Raw genomic sequence first — 17,987 nt, forward strand, 5'->3', positions numbered from 1 at the left:
CCGGAGGGAGAGGATGATGGCAAATCGGCGCGCTGCGCTTCGGTCGATCCTGGGCATGGGGGCGGCAATGAGCCTGCCGATGCTCGCGCGGGCGGGCACCCCGGCGGCGCGACGCGGGCGTCCGCTCTATCGCGATCCGCGCGCGCCTGTGCCCGATCGGGTCCGCGACCTGATCGGGCGCATGACGATCGAGGAAAAGGTCATGCAGATGATCGCGCTCTGGGCGACCAAGAGCGAGATCATGGACGGCATGGTCTTCGATCCGGCCAAGGCATCGGCCGCCTATCCGCACGGTTTCGGCCAGCTCACCCGCGCATCGGACAAGCGCGGTGTGGCCGGGATCGCCGGCGCGGCGGGGGCGACGGTCAATAACGGTCGGACGCCGGCCGAAACCGTCGCCTTCGTCAACGCGATGCAGGACTGGGCGACGAAGCGCACGCGCCTCGGCATCCCCGTCCTCGTCCACGAGGAATCGCTGCATGGCCTGATGGCGCGCGAGGGGACGATGTTCCCGCAGGCGATCGCCATGGCCGGCAGCTTCGACCGCGACCTGATGCGCCGCGTCCAGGGCCAGATCGCCCGCGAAGCGCGGGCGAGAGGCGTTCCCTTCGTCCTGTCGCCCGTCGTCGACATCGTCCGCGATCCGCGCTGGGGCCGGATCGAGGAGACGTTCGGCGAGGACCCCTATCTGGTCGCCGAGATGGGTGTCGCCGCGGTCGAGGGGCTGCAAGGCACCGGCAAGGGACCGATGCTGCCGCCGGGCAAGGTGTTCGCGACGCTCAAGCACATGACCGGGCACGGCCAGCCGGAGGCGGGGAACAACGTCGCGCCCGCACAGATCAGCGAGCGCGAGCTGCGCGAGAACTTCTTCCCGCCGTTCCGGGAGGTGGTCGAGCGGACGGGCATCGCCGCGGTGATGCCGAGCTATAACGAGATCGACGGCGTGCCGAGCCACGCCAACCGCTGGCTGCTGGAAACGGTGCTGCGCGGCGAATGGGGCTTCGACGGGGTGATCGTCAGCGATTACGGCGCCGTGTCCGAGCTCGACACGCTGCACCACATCGCCGTCGACAAGGCGGACGCCGCGCGTCAGGCGCTGGGTGCGGGCGTCGACTGGGAGCTGCCCGACGGCGAATGCTTCCGCACGCTGGTGGCGCAGGTGCGGTCGGGCAGGGTCGAGCAGGCGCTGGTCGACCGAGCGGTTGGCCGCATTCTCGCTTTCAAATTTCGCGCGGGGCTGTTCGAGAATCCCTATGGCGATCTGCGCACCGCCGCGCGGGTGACGGGCAATCCGCAAGCGCGGGCATTGGCGCTGGAGGCGGCGCGCAAGTCGCTGTGCCTCCTGAAGAACGACGGGACGCTGCCGCTGGCGACGACCGGTGGTCCGGTCGCGGTGATCGGCCCCAACGCGGCGATCGCGCGGCTGGGCGGCTATTCGAGCGTGCCGAAGCAGGCGGTGACGTTGCTCGACGGCATCCGCGCGCTGGTGGGCAAGGGGCGGCCGATCCTGACCGCACAGGGCGTGCGGATCGTGCGCACCGACGACCGCGGCGACGACGATGTGCAGCTTGCCGATCCGGCGCAGAACCGCGCGATGATCGCCGAGGCGGTCGAGGTCGCGCGCGGGGCCGAGGTGATCGTCCTCGCCATCGGCGATACCGAGCAGACCAGCCGCGAGGCCTATGCCCGCAATCACCTGGGTGACCGCACGTCCCTCGACCTCGTTGGCGAGCAGAACGAGCTGTTCGAGGCGCTCAAGGCGCTCCGCAAGCCGATCGTCGTCGCCGCGATCAACGGCCGCCCGCCGAGCTGGCCGCGGGTGGTCGAGGGCGCGAATGCGATCCTCGAATGCTGGTACGGGGGCCAAGAGGGCGGCACCGCGATCGCGGAGGGGCTGTTCGGCCGCGTCAATCCGGGCGCCAAGCTGCCGGTGACGGTGGTGCGCAATGCGGGGCAGGTGCCGTTCTACTACAACCACAAGCCCACCGCGCGGCGCGGATACCTGTTCGACGATGCCGCGCCGCTGTTCCCGTTCGGTCACGGCCTCAGCTACACCCGGTTCGAGATCGCCGCGCCCGCGCTATCGACCCCGCGCATCGCGCCGGGCGGCGAGGTGCGCGTCGAGGTCGAGGTCGCCAATGTCGGCGACCGCGCGGGCGACGAGGTGGTGCAGCTCTACATCCGCCGCCGCTCGGCCAGCGTCACGCAGCCGGTGCTGGAGCTGAAGGGGTTCGAGCGGGTGACGCTGGCGCCGGGTCAGCGGCGGCGTGTCGCCTTCACGCTGGGGCCGAAGACCTTCCGCCTGTGGAACCGCGAATTGCAGGAAGTGGTGGAAAAGGGCGAGGTCGAGATCCTTGCCGGACCGAGCTCGGCGATGCTGAAGGGCGCGGTGCTGACGATCGCCTGACCGTCATCCCAGAGGGCCGCAGGTGGTGGAGCGGTTTACCAGCTCCAGAGCGTCCCGTCCTCCAGCCGGTTCACCGGCAGGAAGGCGCGCTTGTATTCGTACCCGGCCGCCAGTGCCTCGTCGATATCGACGCCGAGGCCCGGCGCGTCGCCCGGATGCATCATCCCGTCCGCGAAAGTATACGCGTGCGGGAAGACCGCGTCGGTCTCGGGCGTGTGGCGCATATATTCCTGGATGCCGAAATTTGGCACGCTGAGGTCGAAATGCAGCGCGGCGGCCATGCTGACCGGCGACAGGTCGGTCGCGCCGTGGCAGCCGGTGCGCACCTGATAGAGGTCGGCGAGCGCGGCGATGCGGCGCAGGTGCGTGATCCCCCCGGCATGGACGACGGTCGCGCGGATATAGTCGATCAACTGCTCCTCGATCAGCGTTTTGGCATCCCAGATCGAATTGAACACCTCGCCCACCGCCAGCGGCGCGGTGGTGTGCTGGCGGATCAGCCGGAACGCCGCCTGGTTCTCGGCGGGGGTCGCGTCCTCCAGCCAGAAGGGGCGGTACGGCTCAAGGTCTTTTCCCAGTCGCCCCGCCTCGATCGGGGTCAGGCGGTGGTGGATGTCGTGGAGCAGGTGGACGTCCCAGCCCAGTGCCTCTCGCGCGGCGGCGAACAGCTCGGGCACGACACGCAAATATTTGGCGGTCGACCAAACATTCTCCGTCGGCAGATCGCTGTCGGCGGGTTCGTAGAAATCCTTGTCCTTCGACACACCATAGGTCGAGGCCATGCCGGGCACGCCGCATTGCAGGCGGATCGCCCTGTACCCCTGTCGCTGATACTCGCGCGCCGCCTCAATCGTCTCCTCGATCGTCGTGCCGTTGGCATGGCCATAGACTATCGCCCCCTCCCGGCACGCCCCACCGAGCAGTTGATAGACCGCCAGGCCCGCGAGTTTGCCCTTGATATCCCACAGTGCCATGTCGACCGCGGCGATCGCGGTCATCGTCACCGGCCCGCGCCGCCAATAGGCACCCTTGTAGAGATACTGCCAGATATCCTCGATCCGGTGCGCGTCGCGGCCGATCAGGCAGGGGACGACATGCTCGGTCAGATAGGCCGCGACCGCCAACTCGCGGCCGTTGAGCGTCGCATCGCCGAGTCCGGTCGTGCCGTCATCGCACTCGATCTTGAGCGTCACGAAGTTGCGCCCCGGACAGGTGACGATCACGCGGGCGGCCACGATCTTTGGCATCATCTCTCCAGTCTTCGGCTAAGCGCGAAGGTTGATAGCGGTATCAATATCCATTAGTGCCAGCGTTAGACAAGGGGCAATGCCCCGGAGGTGGAGAGGCGATGCGACTGAAGCTGATGGCGCGATGGGCTGCGGCGGTCGCGATGCTGCTCGCGTTCGCACAGCCCGCGCTGGCCGAGGACGGGTACGGACTGTGGCTGCGCTATCGTCCGCTTGCTGCGGGACCGGCCGCCGATCTGGCGACACGCGCCGGATCGATCGAGACCGAGGAGGCCGCCGATCCGACGATCGCGGCGGCGGTCGCCGAGCTGCGGCGCGCGTTGCCGGGGATGACGGGGCGGCCGGCGGGGCAGGGCGGAACCCTCTTGATTGGGACGCCCGCATCGCCGCGGATCGCCGCGCTCGGCCTGCTGCTGGCCCGGGCGGGGGACGATGGCTTTGTCATCCGCGACGTGACTGTGGGCGGTCGCCGGCTGCTCGTCATCGCCGGCAACCGCCCGGTCGGCGCGCTGTACGGCGCGTTCCACTTCCTACGCCTCGCGCAGCAGGGGGCGTTGCCCGCGCGCCTCGACGTCGCCGAGCGGCCGCGGGTGAAGCTGCGGCTGCTCAACCATTGGGACAATCTCGATCGGACGGTCGAGCGGGGCTATTCGGGCCAGTCGATCTGGGCCTGGTGGAAACTGCCGATCGCGAGCGATCCGCGCTATGTCGATTACGCGCGCGCCAATGCCTCGCTCGGCATCAACGGTGCGGTCCTCAACAACGTCAATGCCAAGCCCGACAGCCTGACGCCCGACTGGATCGCCAAGGCGGCGAAGGTCGCCGACGTGCTCCGCCCCTATGGCATCCGCGTGTACCTGTCGGCGCGCTGGTCGGCGCCGGTGGAACTCAAGCAGGCTAAAACGGCCGACCCGCTCGACCCAGCGGTGGCGGCGTGGTGGCGGGCCAAGGCCGACGAGATCTACCGTGCGATCCCCGATTTCGGGGGCTTTCTGGTGAAGGCCAATTCGGAGGGGCAGCCGGGGCCGCAGGACTACAAGCGCACCCATGTGGATGGCGCGAACATGCTTGCCGCCGCGGTGAAGCCGCACGGCGGCATCGTGATGTGGCGCGCGTTCGTCTATTCGGACGTCGATCCCGACGACCGCGCGAAGCAGGCCTATGACGAGTTCAAGCCGCTCGACAGCAGGTTCGCCGACAACGTCATTGTCCAGGTCAAGAACGGCCCGATCGACTTCCAGCCGCGCGAGCCGTTTCACCCGTTGTTCGGGGCGATGCCCAAGACGCCGCTGATGCTCGAGGTGCAGATCACCAAGGAGTATCTCGGCTTCGCCACGCACCTCGCCTATCTCGCGCCGATGTGGTCCGAGGTGCTGGCGGCGGACACGTACGCGAAGGGCAGGGGATCGACGGTCGCGAAGGTGATCGACGGCAGTCTGGAAGGACATCGGCTGACCGGCATGGCGGGGGTCGCCAATATCGGAAGCGACCGGAACTGGTCGGGGTCGATCTTCGACCAGGCGAACTGGTACGCGTTCGGCCGGCTGGCGTGGAATCCGGATCTTACGCCGCAGGCGATCGCCGGCGAATGGGCGCGCCAGACCTTCACGCCCGACCCCGCCTTCGTGACCCCGGTGACGGCGATGATGATGGGGTCGCGACAGGCGGTCGTCGATTACATGACGCCGATGGGCCTCGCGCACCTGATGGCGACGGGGCATCATTACGGGCCGGGGCCTTGGGTAGGCGATCTGGCGCGGCCCGAATGGAACCCGACCTATTATCACCGCGCCGACAAGGACGGCATCGGCTTCGATCGCACGCGCACCGGCTCTAATGCCGTCGCCCAGTACGCCGCCCCGGTCGCGAAGCGGTTTGCCGACAAGCGCACGGTGGGCGATGATTTCCTGCTCTGGTTCCACCATGTCGGCTGGGACGAGCGGCAACCATCGGGGCGAACGCTCTGGGAGGAGCTTGTCTCGCGCTACGATCGCGGCGTCGCCACGGTCGAGGGGATGCAGCGGACCTGGGCAAGCCTCGCGCCGATGATCGACGGCGAGCGCGCCGCGCAGATCGCGTCTTTTCTTGTCATACAAAAAGAAGAGGCCATATGGTGGCGCGATGCCAGCCTCGCTTATTTCGGGTCGGTGTCGGGACGAAAGCTGCCCACCGGCGTTCGTCCGCCAGCGCATGACCTGCAAACTTACGAGGCCATCCGGCACCCCTATGCCCCCGGCCACCATTGACCGATCCAATTCAGGAGACGCGATTCCATGACCCTCACCGGCGACCTGTTCATCGCGGGCGAGCGCCGCTCGTCCGGGCAGCGCTTCCGCGCCTATGATCCCGCCAAGGGTGCCGAGATCGACGATATCGACTTCGCCGGCGCGAGCGAGGCTGACGTCGATGACGCCTGCGCCGCCGCGGAGGCCGCGTTCCTGCCCTATTCGACGAAGCCGCTGGCCGAGCGAGCGGCCTTCCTCGAGGCGATCGCCGACGAGATCGAGGCGCTGGGCGACGCGCTGGTCGAGCGAGCGTGCCGCGAGAGCGGGCTGCCCGCCGCGCGCATCACCGGCGAGCGGGGCCGCACCGCCGGCCAGCTTCGCCTGTTCGCCAGGGAAGTGCGAGACGGCGCATGGCAGAAGCTGCGCATCGATCATGCCGATCCGCAGCGGACGCCGCCCAAGCCCGACCTGCGTCTGCGCACCGTCGCGGTCGGCCCGGTCGCGGTGTTCGGCGCGTCGAATTTCCCGCTCGCCTTCTCGACCGCGGGCGGCGACACCGCCTCGGCGCTCGCCGCGGGCTGTCCGGTGGTCGTAAAGGGCCACCCGGCGCACCCCGGTACGTCGGAGCTGATCGCGACGGCAATCGGCCGCGCGGTGGAAAGGACGGGAATGCCGAAGGGCGTGTTCAGCCTCGTCAACATCACGTCGAACGACGTGGCGGGCAAGCTCGTCTCCGACCCGCGCATCCAGGCGGTGGGCTTCACCGGCAGCCGCGCGGGCGGCGAGGCGCTGATGAAGATCGCCGCCGCGCGTCCGCGGCCGATCCCGGTCTATGCGGAAATGTCGGCGATCAACCCGGTCATCCTGATGCCGCACGCGCTGAAGGCGCGCGGCGACGCGCTGGCCAAGGCCTATGTCGGATCGATGGCGATGGGCGCCGGGCAGTTCTGCACCAATCCCGGCCTCGTGCTTGGGCTCGCCGGCCCCGAGCTCGATGCGTTCTCACAGGCGGCGGCAGAGGCGCTGTCGAGACAGGCGGCGCAGGTGATGCTGACCGACGGCATCCACAAGGCGTTCGAGGCGGGCAAGGAGAAGCTCGCCGCCAGCCCCTATGTCGAAAAGGTCGCCGAGGGTGCCGAACCGGCCGGCCCGACGCAGGGCCGCGCCGCGCTGTTCACGGTGGCGGGCAAGGACTTTCTCGCCGATCCGGTTCACCTGCACGAGGTGTTCGGCGTGTCGTCGGTGCTGGTGCGCTGTGCCGACCTCGACGAACTCAAGTCGGTGCTCACCGAGCTGGAGGGCCAGCTCACCGCGACGATCCAGGTCGACGAGGGCGATTACGCGGATTCCAAGGCGCTGATCCCCGTGCTCGAGCGGACGGTCGGGCGCATCCTCGCCAATGGCTGGCCGACCGGAGTCGAGGTCGCGCATTCGATGGTGCATGGCGGTCCCTATCCGGCGACGTCGGACGGGCGCACGACCTCGGTGGGCACGCTTGCGATCGAGCGGTTCGTCCGCCCCGTCGCTTACCAGGATCTGCCCGAGGCGCTGCTGCCCGACGCGCTTCGCGAAGGCGGGCAGGGCGGTGTGCTGTCGCGGATCGACGGGGCGTGGACGCTTTAAGTTGGAACCGGAACCAGGTGCGTGGCCGATTGCAACCGTGCCACGCACCTGATACCGCTACCAAGGGTGGATTGGCGGCACCCAAGCGGGCCGCGACGAGGAGGGGGCAAAGGCGATGACGCTTGAGTGGAGCCGGTCGGCATTGCCCGCCGATCTCGATGCCGCGGTGCTGGCGGGACGCGTGTCGGTGCGCGGCGACGTGGTGCCCGTGATCGTGCGCGGCGGGGTGGTTCACTCGGCCTTCGAGGCCGCGGCAACGACCGCGGACCTGTTCGACCTCGACGATCCGGCAAGCGCCGCGGGCGCGGCGATCTGCGACGTGGATGACCTCGGCGCCGAAGGGTCCGGGGCCGATTTCGAACTGCGCTCCCCGCTCGACCTGCAATGCGTCAAGGCTGCGGGCGTCACCTTCGCCGTGTCGGCGATCGAGCGCGTCATCGAGGAGCGCGCGCGCGGCGATTCGGGCGCGGCTGCGGCGATCCGCGGCGAGCTGGAGGCAAAGGTCGGCGGCGGCATCCGATCGGTCGTGCCGGGCAGCAAGGAGGCCGCCCGGCTGAAGGCCGCGCTGATCGACGCCGGCCTCTGGTCGCAATATCTGGAGGTCGCGATCGGCCCGGATGCAGAGGTGTTCACCAAGGCACCGATCCTGTCGACGATCGGCTGGGGCGGCGACATCGGCATCCGCTCGGACTCGAGCTGGAACAACCCCGAGCCGGAAGTCGTCGTCATTGTCGATTCGCGTGGTCGCCCGGTCGGCGCGACGCTGGGCAACGACGTGAACCTCCGCGATTTCGAGGGCCGCAGTGCCCTGCTGCTCGGCAAGGCCAAGGACAACAACGCGTCCTGCTCGCTCGGGCCGTTCGTTCGGCTGTTCGGCCACGGCTTCGGCATGGACGACGTGCGCGCCGCCGAGCTCGACCTCGTGATCGAGGGCACCGACGGCTATCGCCTCGACGGGCATAGCTCGATGCGTCAGATCAGCCGCGATCCCGAGGAACTGGTGCGCCAGACGCTGTCCGAGCATCAATACCCCGACGGCTTCGCGCTCTTCCTCGGCACGCTGTTCGCGCCGGTGCAGGACCGCGACGAGCCCGGCCGCGGCTTCACCCACAAGGTCGGCGACGTGGTGACGATCCGCAGCGACGCGCTCGGCACGCTCGCCAACACCGTCGTCACGTCGAAGGACGCGGCCCCCTGGACTTACGGCGTGCGTGCGCTGATGCGCGACCTTGCCGCCCGGCGCGCGCCGGTGCTTGCGTGAGCGACGATCCTCTCCAACCGAAAGAACCTATTGTGGCCGAGGCCGATCCGAGTTTCGACGTGCAGCCCGACGCCGCCACGCGCGCCATTTATCCCAGTCTTGCCGGCAAGCGCGTGCTCGTCACCGGCGGCGGGTCGGGGATCGGCGCGGGGATCGTCGAGGGGTTCGCGCGGCAGGGCGCCGACGTCACCTTCTTCGACATTGCCGAGGCGGATTCGCGCGCGGTTGTCGAGCGGCTCGATCCCGCGCATGTGCGGTTCGAGGCGGTCGACCTGACCCGCGTCGCCGACCTCAAGGCGACGATCGGCCGGCTGATCGAGGCGAACGGCGCGTTCGACATCCTCGTCAACAACGCCGCCAACGACGACCGCCACGGGATCGAGGAAGTCGACGAGGCCTATTGGGACAATCGCCTCGCGGTGAATCTCAAGCACATGTTCTTCTGTGCGCAGGCGGTGGTGCCGGCGATGCGTGCCAAGGGGGGCGGGGCGATCGTCAATCTCGGCTCGATCTCCTGGCATCTCGGCCTGCCGGAACTCACGCTCTACCAGACGTGCAAGGCGGCGATCGAGGGACTGACGCGCAGCCTGGCGCGCGAGCTCGGCCCCGACGGCATTCGCGCGACCTGCGTCATTCCGGGCAATGTCCGCACGCCGCGCCAGCTCAAATGGTACACGCCCGAAGGGGAGGCGGAGATCGTCGCCGCGCAATGCCTTCCGGGCCGCTTGCTCCCGCACGATATCGCCGCGATGGTCATGTTCCTGGCGTCCGACGATGCGGCGCTCGTGACCGGGCACAGCTATTTCGTGGATGCCGGCTGGCGATAAGGGAGAGTTGCATGGGCGTGGTGACGAGCGAGCCGAAGAGCCTGTGGGCGCTGGGCGGCCCGCTGCTCGAGGGGCCGGTCTGGGTCGCGCGGGAAAAGGCGCTCTACTTCGTCGATATCAAGCGGCACCGCATCTATCGCCTCGATCCGGCGACGGGGGAGCGCGCGGAGTGGGCGGCCCCCGATCAGGTGGGCTTCGTCCTGCCGATCGCCGGTGGCGGGTTCGTTGCGGGACTGAAGACGGGCCTGTCGCGTTTCGATCCGAAGGACGGCAGCTTCACGCCGATCCTGTCGCCCGAACCCGATCTGCCGGGCAACCGCCTGAACGACGGCACCGTCGATGCGGCGGGTCGCCTCTGGTTCGGAAGCATGGACGATGGCGAGGGCAAGGCGACCGGCACCATCTATCGGTATGACGGCCGGACGTGCGAGGCGACGACGCCCAAGGTTTCGATCTCGAACGGCCCGGCGGTCAGCCCCGATGGGCGGGCGCTCTATCATGTCGATACCGCGGGGCAGGTCGTGCATGCCGCGACGCTGGGCGCGGACGGGCGCCTCAGTGGCCCGCGCGTGTTCGTGCGGTTGGGCGAGGGGGAGGGGTTTCCCGACGGTCCCGTCTGCGATGCGGAAGGGTGTGTATGGATCGCGCTCTACAACGGCCACGCGGTGCGCCGCTATTCGCCGAAGGGCGAGCTTCTGGAGACGGTGCGCTTCCCAGTCAGCGCGATCACCAAGATCGCGTTCGGTGGCCCGGACCTCAAGACCGTCTATGCCACCACCGCCGCCAAGCATCTCGATGCTGTGGGCCGCGAGAAGGAACCGCTGGCGGGCGATCTGTTCACTTTCACCGTCGACGTGCCCGGGTTCGTCCTGCCCGAGGCGCGGATCTGACCCACGAAAATCCCGCCCGGTAAGGGGCGGGGTTTCTGTAACCGAACGGCCCGCGCTCCGACCGGAGCGCGGGCCTTTTCGTGTCAGCCTTCCATCTGCTCCAGCTCGCGGCCCCGCGTCTCGTTCACCATGCGGGCGACGAAGATGTACGAGACGAACGCGCTCACCGCATAGAAGCCATAGGTGACGACCAGGCCGATGTTGGCGGCGGCCCAGGGGAAGCTGACCGAGATCGCGAAGTTCGCCAGCCACTGCGCCAGGCCGGCGAACGCCAGCGCCGAACCGCGGATCTGGTTGGGGAACATCTCGCCCAGCATCACCCACATCACCGGGCCCCAGCTGACGTTGAAGAAGATGACATAGAGGTTGGCGGCGACCAGCGCGATGATGCCCCAGTTGCCCGGCAGGCTGACCGAGCCGTCCGCGTTCGTCACCGAATGGTGGAAGGCGAAGGCGACGGTGGCGAGCGTCACCGTCATGCCCGCTGAGCCGATCAGCAGCAGCGGCTTGCGCCCCAGCTTGTCCACCACCGCGACCGTGACCATGCAGGCGAGGATCGACAGCGTGCCCGACACGATGTTGATGAGGAGCGAGTCGCTCTCGGAGAAGCCGACCGACTGCCACAGCACCGCGCCGTAGTAGAAGACGACGTTGATCCCGACGAGCTGCTGGAAGATGGCGAGGCCGACGCCTACCCAGACGATCGGGCGGATGCGGCCTGACACCTTGTCGCGCAGGTCCGAGAAGCGCGGGCGGTGATCGGCCGACAGCGACTCGCGAATCTCGGCGACCTTGCGGCGGCCCTCGTCGGCACCCAGCAGCTTGACGAGCACCGCTTCGGCCTCGTCATGTCGTCCCTTGGTGACGAGGAAGCGCGGGCTTTCGGGGATCGTCAGCAGCGCGAAGAAATAGACCGCCGCCGGGATCGCCTGCATCCAGAACATCCAGCGCCACGCCTCGTACCCGCCCCAGAACGGCGCGGTCGAGCTGCCCGCGACGTTGGCGAGCGCCCAGTTGGCGACGAATGCGCCGGTAAGGCCGGTGATGATCATGATCTGCTGCACCGAGGCGAGGCGGCCGCGGATCGCCGCGGGTGTCACTTCGGAGATATAGGCTGGCGACAGCACCGACGCGGCACCCACGCCCAGGCCGCCGATCAGCCGCGCGACGATGAAGATCGCCGAGCTGCCCGCAACGCCCGCCAGCAGCGCGCTGATGAAGAACAGCACCGCCGACAGCATCATCACCTTCTTGCGCCCGACCACGTCCGCCAGCCGCCCGGCGGAAAAGGCGCCTGCCGCGCAGCCGATCAGGATCGCGCCGACGTTGAAACCGGTGCCGAGCGCGGAGAGGTCGAACGCGGCCTCCAGCCCCTCCTGCGTCCCGTTGATGACGCCGCTGTCGTATCCGAACATGAAACCGCCGATCGTCGCCACCGCGACGATGGCGCCGATGAAGCCGATATTGGCTCGGTTGCCCGCCCCTTGCATTCCCGTCTCCCGATCGTGCGGGGCGCTTTGGCCCCGTTCTGGATGTTAGCGATAACCTAGAGCCCCCCGCGGGCGTTTGGCAAGTGTCAGCGCGCCCCGCCGGCCTTGGGCGGCGGCGCGGTGGATTCGCGCACGATCAACTCGTGCGGGACGACCAGTTCCTCGCCCTCGCCGGCGTCGCCGCCGCGCTTGCGCAGGCGGGCGAGCAACATCGCGACGGCGGTTTCGGCCATCTGCGCGATCGGCTGGCGCACCGTCGTCAGTTCGGGCCAGACGTTGGTGGCAAGCGCCACGTCGTCGAAGCCGACGATGCTGATGTCGCGCGGGATGTGAAGGCCCTGCCGGTGGGCGACGCCCACGGCGGCGGCGGCCATGTCGTCGTTGGCGGCAAAGATCGCGGTGGGGCGGGGGCTCTGGCGCAGCAGCCGCTCGGTCGCCGCCAGGCCCGAGCGATAGGTGAAATAGCCCGGCTCAACGCGCATCGCCTTGGGGTCGAGGCCGGCCGCCTCGACCGCGTGGACAAAGCCGCGATAGCGCTCGGCGCTCGCCACCTGGTTGGGGTGGCCGCGGATGAAGGCGATGTCGCGGTGGCCGAGATCGATCAGGTGGCGGGTCATCGCCGCCGCCGCCTCGAAATCGTCGATGCGCACATTGTAGGTGCCCGCCTCGTGCCGCCCCATCGCCACCGCGACAGAGGGGATGCCGGCGGCGGCGAGTTCGGTGCGGACGGGTTCGGACTCGCACAGCGGCGGCGGCAGGATCACGCCCTGCACGTCGGCGCCCGCGAACTGGCGCGTCGATTCGGCCTGCTCGTCCGCGCTTTCGCCCTCGCACGGTTCCAGGACGAGGTGGCAGCCCGCACGCCGCGCGGCGGCGAGCGCGCCGATCAGGAACTGGCTGAGATAGGCGGCCGAGGGGTTGGCATAGAGCAAGCCGATCTGCGTCGCCTCACCAACGGCCAGCGAGCGGGCGGCGGGATTGGGCTTGTACTGGAGGCGCTCGATCGCCTCGGCGACGGCGAGGCGGGTGGATTCGCGGACGTTGTGGCCGCCATTGACGACGCGGCTGACCGTCATCGCCGATACCCCGGCCGCGCGCGCGACATCCTGAACCGTGACGCCGCCTTGCCCCCGCCGTGTCGCCCGCATTCAGTTCCTCCGTCGCGCGCTCGTTAAGGGGGCGCGTCGTTCTTGGCAAATCAGGTACGATGATCCGCCGGGCCAAGTCCCTTGGCCCGAACGATAAACCCCGCATCCAGCCCTTTCGAGGCTGGCCCTCCCATGGGTGATAGCGATATCATATATGCTTGGGGAGACGAAGGGGGGAGCGCGGGCGATGCGGCGGACCGAGTGGGCGATAACGGGGCTGGCGCTGCTGTCCGCGGCCCCGGCATGGGCGAGCAGCTGCGGCTGGCAGCCCGCCTGGGTGTCCGCGCAGATGGTGCCGGGCGGGGATAACCGCCTGGTTTCGGGCGCAATGACCGACGCCAGCCTGCGGCAGACTGTCCGCGTGAGTGCCGGAGGGCCACGTATACGTATACGTATCTCGAATGCCTTCGGTACAAAGCCGCTGATCGTGCGGAGCGCCTCGATCGCGCGCCCTGTTCGGCCGGGCGCGGCGGCGGTGCAGACGGCAAGCCTTGTACCGATACGCTTCGGCGGCAGGGCAGGGATGGCCGTGCCGCCGGGCAGCGACTGGCTGTCCGATCCGGTCGAGATGCCGGTCGCGGCGTTCGACGACCTCTCCGTCACGCTGCACGTCGCGGGTGAGCCGGGCGAGCAGACCTCCCACCCCGGGTCGCGCGCGACCTCCTGGCTCGCCAAGGGCGATGCGACGCGCGACCCGGCGATGGCGGTCGCGGCGCCGACCGAGCACTGGTTCAACCTGTCGGGCGTCGAGGTCGAGGCGTGCGGGCGAACGGGCGCGGTCGTCGTCCTGGGCGATTCGATCACCGATGGGCGAGGGTCGACCACGAACGGCAACGACCGCTGGCCCGACCTGCTCGCCCGTCGGCTGGCGGCGGATCGGCGGACGCGGGGGATGGCGGTGCTCAATCAGGGGATCGGCGGCAACCGCGTGCTGGCCGACGGGCTCGGGCCGAGTGCGCTGGCGCGGCTCGATCGCGACGTGCTGGCGCTGGCGGGCGTGACCGACCTGATCGTGTTCGAGGGGGTGAACGATATCGGCACGCTGTCGCGCACGGAGCGGCCGATCCAGGCGGATGCCGATGCGCTCTTCGACGCGCTCACCGGCGCCTATGCGCAGATCGCCGCGCGGGCGCGGGCGAGGGGGCTGCGTGTGCATGGCGCGACGATCACGCCGTTCGGGGCCAGCGACTATTACCACGCGACCCCGCTGATCGAGGGGCTGCGGACCCGTGTGAACGCGTGGATCCGCACGCCCGGCCATTTCGATGGCGTGATCGACTTGGACCGAGTGGTTGCCGACCCGGCGCGGCTCGACCGGCTGGCGGCGGCGTTCGATACCGGCGACGGGCTGCACCCCAACCCGGCGGGCTTTGCGCGGATGGCGGCGGCGGTGCCCATCGGATCGCTGAAGGGCGCGGTTGCGGGCGGCGCGGCGAGGCCCTAATTCCCGCGGTGTGAATCGGCCGTCCGCCCTGTCGCCCCGTGCGCTTTTCCGCCTGATGGCGGCGGTCGTCGTGGCGCTGCTGCTGATGCCGCTCGGCATCGGTTGCGCGGGGCAGGCAGTGGCCGGCCCGGCGCCCGTCATGGCGTCGCATATGGATTGCGAGGGCAAGCGGCCACCCGCCGCGCCGGCGCATGATTGCCGGTCGGACTGCGCGCTTGCCTGCGCGGCGTTGCCGACGCCCCCGTCGCCCGAGGCGAGGGCGATGGTGGCCATGTCCGAGCCGGCGCAGCGCGTGCCCGTGTCGCTCGCGCATCTGGTCAACGGCCCCGCACCGCCGCCGCCGCGCGGCTGATCCGCTTCCGCCTTTTTGTTGACAACGGGCGCGCGAGCGCTCGCGGAACGGATATTTTACATGGATCTCAATCTGGATCGCCGCGCGATGATGCGCGGCGTGGCCCTTGCCGGTGCGGGGCTGGCGCTCCCCGGCTGGGCAAGCCCCGTCTCGGCGGGCACGACCGCGCTGCCGCCCGAACTATCGGGCGAGGAAATGACGCTCACCGTGGGCCACGTCATGCGCACCGTCGACGGCAAAACGGCGCACGGTATCGGCATCAACGGCCATGCCCCAGCACCGCTGATCCGTCTGAAGGAGGGGCAGCGTGTCCGTATCCATGTCGAGAACAGCCTCGACGAGGAAACCTCGATCCACTGGCACGGCCTGATCCTGCCGTTCCAGATGGACGGCGTGCCGGGCGTGAGCTTCCCCGGCATCCCGGCGCGCGGGCGCTTCACCTACGACTTCCCGGTGATCCAGTCGGGCACCTACTGGTATCACAGCCATTCGGGGCTTCAGGAGCAGATGGGCCATTACGGGCCGATCCTGATCGATCCTGCGGGCGCCGATCCGGTCGCCTTCGACCGCGAGCATGTGGTGATGCTGTCGGACCACAGCCCGCTTCATCCGCACGCGATCTTTCGCAAGCTGAAGCTCGAGCCCGGCTACTTCAATCGCCAGCGCCAGACGATCGGCGGGCTGCTGGCGGGTCGCGACCAGAAGGCGGGGGAGCGTGTCGAATGGGGCGCGATGCGGATGGACCCCACCGACATCGCCGACGTGACCGCCACGACCTACACCTATCTCGTCAACGGGCACGGCCCCGCCGACAACTGGACCGCGCTGTTCAAGCCGGGCGAGCGGGTGCGGCTGCGCTTCGTCAACGCCAGCGCGATGACGACGTTCAACGTGCGCATTCCGGGCCTCGCCATGAGCGTCGTTGCAGCGGACGGGCTGAACATCCGTCCCGTCGAGGTCGACGAGTTCCAGTTCGCGCCCGCCGAAACCTATGACGTGGTGGTGGTGCCCGCCGAGGATCGCGCTTTCACCATCGTCGGCGAGAGCATCGACCGCTCGGGCATGGCGCGCGCGACACTCGCGCCGCGCGTCGGCATGACCGCGCCCGTCCCGCCGCTGCGTCGTCGGCCGGTCGCGACGATGACCGACATGGGCATGGGGGCGATGGCGATGGGCGGCGATTGCCCGCCCGAGCATGCCGCGATGGGGCATTGCGCGCCCTCCGGTGCCGGACATTCGATGGACCATTCGATGCGCGACTTCACCCCCGCGCCCGGCGTGAAGCGCGATCCGGGCGTCCAGACGATCTCGCCGATGCCCGCCGACCGCACCGATTACCCGGGGCAGGGGCTGGAGGATGTCGGCCACCGCACGCTCAACTACCGAATGCTGGAGGCGCTGGTGCCCAACCCGGACATGCGCGCGCCGGGGCGGGAGATCGTCATCCACCTGACCGGCAACATGGAACGCTATATGTGGAGCTTCGACGGCATGAAGTTCGCACATGTCGACAAGCCCATCCCGATGCGCAGCGGCGAGCGGGTGCGAGTGACGCTGATCAACGACACGATGATGGGCCATCCCATCCACCTGCACGGCCATTTCTTCGAACTGGTGACGGGCAAGGGCGACCATGCGCCCCGCAAGCACACCGTCCTCGTCCAGCCCGGCGGCAAGGTAAGCTGGGACGTGACCGCTCAGCCCGGTGACTGGGCGTTCCACTGCCACATGCTCTATCACATGCATGCCGGGATGATGCAGGTCGTCCAGGTCCGCGACGCCGGGGGGAAGGTGGCATGAGCGCGCTGATCCTCGCCGCCGCGCTCGCCGCCGCGCCCCAGCATTCGATGCCGGGCATGGCGATGCCCATGGCCTGCACGCCCGAGCACGCCGCGATGGGCCATTGCAAGATGCCCGCGGCAAAGGCGAAGCCGAAGCCCAGGTCGCCCGCGAAGCCGAAAGCCGCGTCGAAGCGTGCTGCGGTGCCAACGCGGAAGCCTGCGGCAAAGTCGGTGGCGCCCGCCGCTTCCGCGGCGTCGTCCTGCACGGCCGAGCATGCGGCGATGGGGCATTGCACGATGCCAGCGCCCGCGCCGGTCGCCGCAACGCCGGTCTGCACGCCCGAGCATGCGGCGATGGGCCATTGCGCCATGCCCGCTACCGCCGCGCCGAACGGCGGTGATCCGGCCTGTCCGTCAGAACACGCCGCCATGGGGCATTGTACCCCCGCCGCGCGGAACGAAGTCGGCAACGCACCGGCGCCCGCCGCCTTTCCCGACCTCGCAGCTTCGACCTTCTACGGCGAGGAGGCAATGACCACCGCGTCCAAAGCGCTCAGGCGCGAGCATGGAGGGATGGCGTTCAATCAGGTCATGCTCAACCTTGCCGAAGTCGCGGTTCGTAGCGGCCGCGACGGCTATCGCTGGGATGGCGACGCTTGGTTCGGCGGGGACGTCGACCGGCTGGTGCTGAAGTCCGAAGGGGAGGGCCGGTTCGGCGACCGCCTGGACGAGGCGGAAGTGCAGGCGCTCTATTCGCGTGCGGTGGGGCCGTATGAGAATGTGCAACTCGGCGTTCGGCAGGACCTGGGTGCGGGTGCCCGACGGACGTACGCCAGCGCGGGGTTTGAGGCGCTGGCCCCCTATTGGTTCGATGTCGAGGCGACCGCCTTCCTGTCCGACAAGGGCGAGCTGTTCGGCCGGGCCGAGGCCTATGTCGATCAGCGGCTGACCAACTGGTGGGTGCTGCAACCGCGGGTCGAGGTCGAGCTGTCGGCACAGGACGTGCCGGCGCTCCGCCTTGGTTCGGGAGTCACTCGGGCGGAGGCGGGGCTGCGCCTGCGTTACGAATGGAAGCGCGAGGTCGCGCCCTATGTCGGCGTGTCGTGGGAGCGGCGGTTCGGCGACACCGCGCGATTTGCGCGCGCGGACGGCGAGGGGACGGGCGGCTTCGCGTTCGTCGCGGGGCTGCGCGCCTGGTTCTAGATGAGCGTCATCCCAGCGGAAGCTGGGATCGTTCGGTTCTTGGGCGCCGTGCTGCGGCCAGAGGCCCCAGCCTTCGCTGGGGCGACGTG

At 69.1% G+C, this 17,987-nt stretch carries 12 protein-coding genes and 1 pseudogene; 10 read left to right on the forward strand and 3 right to left on the reverse strand.

Features of this window, described 5'->3' with window-relative positions:
• Positions 1 to 16: 16 nt before the first annotated feature.
• Positions 17 to 2,407, forward strand: coding sequence for a glycoside hydrolase family 3 N-terminal domain-containing protein (locus FHR19_RS05855; RefSeq protein ID WP_184025483.1), 2,391 nt, complete (start codon positions 17 to 19; stop codon positions 2,405 to 2,407).
• Between the two features lie 35 nt (positions 2,408 to 2,442).
• Here the strand turns inward: FHR19_RS05855 and manD are convergent, their stop codons facing one another.
• Positions 2,443 to 3,654, reverse strand: a complete 1,212-nt coding sequence (manD, locus tag FHR19_RS05860) for a D-mannonate dehydratase ManD (protein WP_184025486.1) — start codon at positions 3,652 to 3,654, stop codon at positions 2,443 to 2,445.
• 101 nt (positions 3,655 to 3,755) lie between these two features.
• Between manD and FHR19_RS05865 the strand changes: the two genes are divergently transcribed.
• From FHR19_RS05865 to FHR19_RS05885, 5 genes are all read left to right on the forward strand, one after another.
• Entirely contained in the window at positions 3,756 to 5,900 is a 2,145-nt protein-coding gene (locus FHR19_RS05865; RefSeq protein WP_246359293.1) for an alpha-glucuronidase family glycosyl hydrolase, read from the forward strand.
• Positions 5,901 to 5,927: 27 nt separating this feature from the next.
• Complete coding sequence (locus FHR19_RS05870) at positions 5,928 to 7,502, forward strand: aldehyde dehydrogenase (NADP(+)) (RefSeq protein WP_184025489.1); 1,575 nt, start codon at positions 5,928 to 5,930, stop codon at positions 7,500 to 7,502.
• A 115-nt stretch (positions 7,503 to 7,617) separates the two neighbouring features.
• Complete coding sequence (locus tag FHR19_RS05875; protein ID WP_184025492.1) at positions 7,618 to 8,763, forward strand: fumarylacetoacetate hydrolase family protein; 1,146 nt, start codon at positions 7,618 to 7,620, stop codon at positions 8,761 to 8,763.
• A 59-nt stretch (positions 8,764 to 8,822) separates the two neighbouring features.
• Complete coding sequence (xylB, locus tag FHR19_RS05880) at positions 8,823 to 9,590, forward strand: D-xylose 1-dehydrogenase (protein ID WP_184025965.1); 768 nt, start codon at positions 8,823 to 8,825, stop codon at positions 9,588 to 9,590.
• An 11-nt stretch (positions 9,591 to 9,601) separates the two neighbouring features.
• Positions 9,602 to 10,480 (forward strand): SMP-30/gluconolactonase/LRE family protein, encoded by an 879-nt coding sequence (locus FHR19_RS05885; RefSeq protein ID WP_184025496.1) that lies wholly within the window; start codon positions 9,602 to 9,604, stop codon positions 10,478 to 10,480.
• 83 nt (positions 10,481 to 10,563) lie between these two features.
• Here FHR19_RS05885 and FHR19_RS05890 read toward each other — a convergent pair.
• Together FHR19_RS05890 and FHR19_RS05895 are read right to left on the reverse strand one after the other, a co-directional pair.
• A pseudogene (locus tag FHR19_RS05890) lies at positions 10,564 to 11,973 on the reverse strand (sugar porter family MFS transporter); the annotation flags it as partial.
• 83 nt (positions 11,974 to 12,056) lie between these two features.
• Positions 12,057 to 13,118, reverse strand: coding sequence for a LacI family DNA-binding transcriptional regulator (locus FHR19_RS05895; protein ID WP_184025502.1), 1,062 nt, complete (start codon positions 13,116 to 13,118; stop codon positions 12,057 to 12,059).
• 187 nt (positions 13,119 to 13,305) lie between these two features.
• Between FHR19_RS05895 and FHR19_RS05900 the strand changes: the two genes are divergently transcribed.
• The 4 genes from FHR19_RS05900 to FHR19_RS05915 are packed head-to-tail and all read left to right on the forward strand — an operon-like array spanning position 13,306 to position 17,898.
• Positions 13,306 to 14,562 (forward strand): SGNH/GDSL hydrolase family protein, encoded by a 1,257-nt coding sequence (locus tag FHR19_RS05900; RefSeq protein WP_184025505.1) that lies wholly within the window; start codon positions 13,306 to 13,308, stop codon positions 14,560 to 14,562.
• A 10-nt stretch (positions 14,563 to 14,572) separates the two neighbouring features.
• Entirely contained in the window at positions 14,573 to 14,914 is a 342-nt protein-coding gene (locus tag FHR19_RS05905) for a hypothetical protein (RefSeq protein WP_184025508.1), read from the forward strand.
• Positions 14,915 to 14,974: 60 nt separating this feature from the next.
• Entirely contained in the window at positions 14,975 to 16,714 is a 1,740-nt protein-coding gene (locus FHR19_RS05910; protein ID WP_184025511.1) for a copper resistance system multicopper oxidase, read from the forward strand.
• Complete coding sequence (locus FHR19_RS05915) at positions 16,711 to 17,898, forward strand: copper resistance protein B (RefSeq protein WP_184025514.1); 1,188 nt, start codon at positions 16,711 to 16,713, stop codon at positions 17,896 to 17,898. Before FHR19_RS05910 ends, FHR19_RS05915 begins: the two co-directional genes overlap by 4 nt.
• The last annotated feature ends 89 nt before the right edge of the window (positions 17,899 to 17,987 follow it).

This window comes from Sphingomonas yantingensis (assembly GCF_014199325.1).
Classification (GTDB): Bacteria; Pseudomonadota; Alphaproteobacteria; order Sphingomonadales; family Sphingomonadaceae; genus Sphingomonas; species Sphingomonas yantingensis.